Source organism: Sphaerobacter sp., from assembly GCF_019683595.1.
Classification (GTDB): Bacteria; Chloroflexota; Chloroflexia; order Thermomicrobiales; family Thermomicrobiaceae; genus Sphaerobacter.
Window position 1 is genome coordinate 1 of record NZ_JADGHZ010000227.1, and the last position, 4,918, is coordinate 4,918.

Here is a 4,918-nt window from a genome sequence, read left to right on the forward strand (position 1 = left end):
GGGCCGTAGGGGGAGAGTTCTGGGTGGACATGGGAGACGCCCGACTCGATCTCCCCCTCGACCGTCGCCGCGAAGTAGTGGTGATGCTTGCGGACGAAGCGGTCGTAGTCGGCCGTGCCCTTGGGATGCCCGGGCGCGACGCAGACCACATCCCAGTTGTCCGCCACCTTGTCCGGCAGGTCCGGGTCCAGCCGGAGCGAGCGGCCGCGCATCTGATGGACCGCAGTCGGGGTCGCGGCGGCGGTGAGGTCCACCAGCACGTTGACCCGCCGGGCGTCCCAGCCTTCCCCGAGGAGGGAGCGCGTCCCGACCAGGCAGCGGCTGCGTCCCTCTTCGAAGTAGCGGGTCAGGAGGGGGACATAGCGGCGTGGTTGCCACCAGGTGCTCGCCGGGCGGATGACGACCACGTCCTCCCAGCGCGTGTCGGACTCGTCGTTGCCCGGCAGGAAGAGCTGTTCGGTCGTCATCTGGTCGCGCAGTTCCGGGACCTGCTCTGCGATCCACTGGGTCAGATCGACCGCGGTGGCGCGGGAGCACGCCACGGTGCGGCCGGTGAGGAGGACCGGGTGCAGTGCCGCGGTGGTCGGGTCGGATGCGAGGATGTGGAGCAGCAGCGCGGCGCTGCCGGCCTGCGGGTCGAGCACCCCGCGCAGCCGGGCCAGGAGGTCGCTGCCCGCCCGCTCGTAGTCGCAGAGCACGAGCGCTCGGAGCTGATCCCCCAGGGCCGCCGACTCGACATCCAGGATCGAGACGGCCGCAGCGGCCTTGCTGGCGGAGAGGGTGAGGACGCGGTCGACCGGGCTGACGTGGGCGCGGACGCCCCGGCGGGTGAGGATGTAGCCGAGCGACGGGAGGGCGCGGCGGATCTCCTCCCAGGCGGCGACGTCCCGCGGGTCGGCACTCGGCCGCAGGCAGCGCAGACAGTAATCCTCGATCAGCGCGACCCAGTCGTCGGCGGTGAGGGGTTGCCGGTCGCGCTCGCTGAAGCGCGCCCCGTCGGGCGGCGGCGCGCCCCAAGAATGGAGGAGCCGCAGCGCGGCCTGCGCGAGTCGCGGCTCGTCACGCTCGAACCGCTCCCAACTCACCTGCGCGCCGTCGCGGCCGCGGCGCTCCTCGACGCGCGTCCTGAGCCAGACTGGGAACGGAACGCTGCCGAAGTCGAGCTCCATGAGCCGGAGGAGTAACTCCTGGAAGCGGGCGTGCTGGGCAGCGATGTAGTCCGCCTCGTGCGGCAGCGGCGTCGTGAGATAGACCAGCTCCTGGTAGGGCGCGAGATCCCCTTCCCGTACCAGTGCCGGTATCGGCACCTCGATGTTGGCGCGAGCGAAGATGTCGCGGTAGAGGGCCGCTTCGCGCGCGTCCATGTCGGACGGTGGCGTGGCGGTCAGGCCGACGACGAAGACGTCGCCCAACTCCTCGACCAAGGCGCGGACGAGGTAACCCCACATCTCCAGCAGGTGGTGGCATTCGTCCAGGACGAGGGTCCAGGGGCCGCTGGCCGCCATGCGCGCGATGATCGCCCGGCCGTTGGGGTGCAGCAGCGCGAGGAGGTCGCTGCGATCCCCGCCCCGGGCCACGAGCGTCCGTGCCCGGCGCCGGAAGCGCGCCAGGTCGGCGCGGTAGTGGGGGCTGCCCGACGCTTCCAACGCCTGGATCTCGGCCCGGGCCTGCTCGGCTGAGTAGCCCTTCTCGGCCTGGAGCGTGGCGATCCAGAGGTCGAGGGCTTCCTCATCGAGCGTGTCGTCGCCGTTGAGCACACAGAGTGCCTGGTAGGTGAGCACGGTGATCGGCGTGGTCAGGTCGGGGTCGGCCCCGGCGGCGACCGTGTGCGGCGTGAAGTCCTGCCACTGGCGCAGCCACTGGGCCTGAACAGCGGTGTTGGGACAGAGCACGAGCGTCCGCCGGCCGAGCCGGCGGGCCACCTCCAGGCCAACCGCCGTCTTCCCGCCGCCGGGCGGCAGCACGGCGTAGAAGCGCGCGCGCCCCTCGCGGCGCGCCTGCTCGAACGCGTCGACGGCCGCTTGCTGGTAGCGTCGCAATGGGTACCGGAACGAAGTCGCCGCCAGCCGCGCGGCGAGGTCGCCCTCGGTCATCGATCCCCTTCCCGGCTGCGCGAGCCGCGGCCCGCCCAGCTTCCCCCGCACGTGTGTTGCCGTGCCGGATTGTGCCGGCCATGCGCTGATCCATCATACCCAGGAGTTGTGCGGAATCGAGGATATCGTCGAGCGCGGCCCTCACCCCCGGCCCCTCTCCCAACGTTGGGAGAGGGGAGAAGTACGGATCACGGAACACGCAATACGTAATACGGATGACCTGAGAACGAGGGCGCAACCGCGTCTGGGGTTACTCCGGGTCGCCGCGGAGGAGGCTGGTGACGACGGCGATCAAGGAGATGGCCATGGCGACGATGAAGGCGTCGCGGATCGCGAGGATCAGGGCGTCGCGCTGGAGCACCGCGGGCGGCACGAAGCCCGTCAGCTCGGCCAGGTGCACCGGCAGGCGGCTGGCCACGACCGCACCGGCCACGGCGATGCCGAGCACCTGGCCGTTGATCCGCATCTGAGCCACGGTCGCCGAGGCCGTCCCGAGGCGCGGGCGCGGTACGGAGCCGAGGATCGCGCTGCTGTTCGGGCTGAAGAACATGCCCTGCCCGACCCCGAGCACGACCAGTCGCCAGATGAGGTCCCATTCGCTGGAGCCGACGTGGAGCTGGGTTAGGGCGTAGAGGCCGAGCGTCATCACCGCCGCGCCCAGCGTCGCCGGGAGACGCGGCCCGATGCGGTCAGAGAGCGTGCCGCTGATCGGTGCGACCACCAGCGTGGTCAGCGGGACCGGAGTCAGCAGCAGCCCGGCCGTGAAGGGCGAGTAGCCCTGGCCCTGCTGGAGGAAGAAGGGCATCAGGAAGGTGGCGGTGAAGAGCCCGGCGAAGATGATGAGCAGGCTGAGATTGCCTGCCCAGAAGGAGCGGATGCGGAAGAGGCGGAGGTCGAGCATCGGCTGGCGCTGATGGAGTTCGACGACGACGAACGCGGTGCCGAGGACGGCGGCGGTGAGGAGCAGGCCGATGACCTCCGCGCTGCCCCAGCCCCAACGCTGCCCCTCGATGAGCGCCAGCAGCAGCGCCAGCAGGGCGCCGAAGGAGAGCGCCGCACCGGGGATGTCGAACGTCTGCCGGCCCCGGCTGCCCTCCGGCTTCAGCACCCGCCAGGCCCAGAGGATGGCGAAGATCCCGACCGGCAGGTTGATGTAGAAGATCCAGCGCCAGGAAGCGAACTCGGTCAGCACCCCGCCCAGTGTCGGGCCGATGGTGAGCCCGAGCGAGACGCTGATGGCGTTCAAGCCGAGTGCCCGGCCGCGCTCCCGAGCGCCGAAGGTGCGGGTCACGATCGCCGGGCCCATGGCCTGCAACATGGCGCCACCGACCGCTTGCAGCACGCGGAAACCGACCAGCATCCAGATGGTCAGGGACGCGCCGCACAACCCGCTCGCGACGGTGAAGAGCGCGAACCCGCTGAGATAGACCCGCTTGTAACCGACCAGGTCGCCCAGGCGGCCGAAGGGGAGGAGTAGCGTGCCGAGTGTGAGGAGGTAGGCGACGACGACCCACTCGACCGTGGAGAGGCTGACGCCGAAGTGCTGCTGGATGGTCGGTAACGAGATGTTGACGATGCTGGCGTCGAGCGTGGCCATGAACGTGCCGACCGACACGGTCGAGAGCACAAGCCACTTGTGCCGGCCGGGGACGATGTCGGGCTGGCTGTCGCTGGGTGGTGCGCCCGCAGCGATCGGCTCGGCCGGTATCTCGGCTCGCGTCCCTGCCTGCTCCGCGCGCAGGTGGTCGTCACCCATGGTGTGCACTGCTCCCTCGTTTCCCACACGTCGCGCCTGGCCCACGACCGGCCGGAGAGACGCAGGGGAGAGACGCGGCAGAATGCGAGCCACGATCCACGGCTGTCGTCCTGACCCGCGTTGAGCCGCGCGTGATTGCGGGCACGGAATACGCGCGGGGTCCGAGGCATTGTGACGAGTACCAGCCCACCACGCCGGTGCGGCCGGGCCGTGGAGTGTCATGGCTGACGAGGAGGTCCTGATGACGAGTGGTTCCGAGACCCGGCAGGCGCCGCAGCGCGTGCTCGTGGTCATGGCTCACCCCGATGATCCCGATTTCATCTGCGCCGGGACGATCGCTCGCTGGGCGGCGGAGGGAAGTGAGATCATCTACGTGCTTGGCACCAGCGGCGACAAGGGGAGCGATGATCCAGAGATGACGCCGGAGCGTCTCGTGCAGATCCGCGAGCAGGAGCAGCGGGACGCGGCCCGCGCGCTCGGCGTGAAGGAGGTCGAGTTCCTGGGCTTCCGCGACGCCGAGTTGTTGCCGGACCTGAACCTGCGGCGCGCCATCACCCGCATGATTCGCAAGTATCGGCCGGACGCCGTGATCTGCCAGGATCCGAGCGCGCGCTGGCAGGGGCAGTGGTACATCCAGCACCCTGACCACATCGCCATGGGCGAGGCGACGCTGGCGGCGGTCTATCCCGCGGCACGCGACCGGCTGACCTTCGCGGAGCTGCTGGAGGAGGGCCTGGAGCCGCACAAGGTGCGCGAGGTCTACCTGGCCGGCGCGGCGGAGCCGGATTTCTGGGTCGACATCACCGATTGGTTCGACGCGAAAGTGGCGGCGCTGTCGGCGCACAAGAGCCAGATGGGCGACTGGGACTTCTCCACGCTGCTGCGCCAGTGGTCGCAGGACACCGCGGCTCAGGCCCGCTTCCATCGCTTCCCCGGCTCCGAGCGCATGGTGCTCGCCGAGGCGTTCAAGTACTTCGTGCTGGACTGATCCCCGGCAGTGCCGGCCGCGGCCCCCCCCCCCCCCCCCCGCGGCCCCGCGGGCCCCGGGGGGGAGGGCCCCCCCGTGTGT

The 4,918-nt window shown here is 70.4% G+C and carries 3 protein-coding genes; 1 reads left to right on the forward strand and 2 read right to left on the reverse strand.

Annotated features, from left to right (window positions below):
• Both IRZ30_RS15625 and IRZ30_RS15630 read right to left on the reverse strand, forming a co-directional pair.
• Nucleotides 1–2,093: DEAD/DEAH box helicase family protein (locus IRZ30_RS15625; protein WP_294086473.1), on the reverse strand; the 2,093-nt coding region annotated here is incomplete at its 3' end.
• Between the two features lie 250 nt (nt 2,094–2,343).
• On the reverse strand, nt 2,344–3,849 hold the full coding sequence (locus IRZ30_RS15630) for an MFS transporter (RefSeq protein ID WP_294086474.1): 1,506 nt from the start codon (nt 3,847–3,849) through the stop codon (nt 2,344–2,346).
• 241 nt (nt 3,850–4,090) lie between these two features.
• On the opposite strand from IRZ30_RS15630, the gene IRZ30_RS15635 reads away from it, so the two are divergent.
• Nucleotides 4,091–4,837: a PIG-L deacetylase family protein gene (locus IRZ30_RS15635; protein ID WP_294086475.1), complete on the forward strand. Its 747-nt coding sequence runs from the start codon at nt 4,091–4,093 to the stop codon at nt 4,835–4,837.
• Nucleotides 4,838–4,918 lie beyond the last annotated feature (81 nt).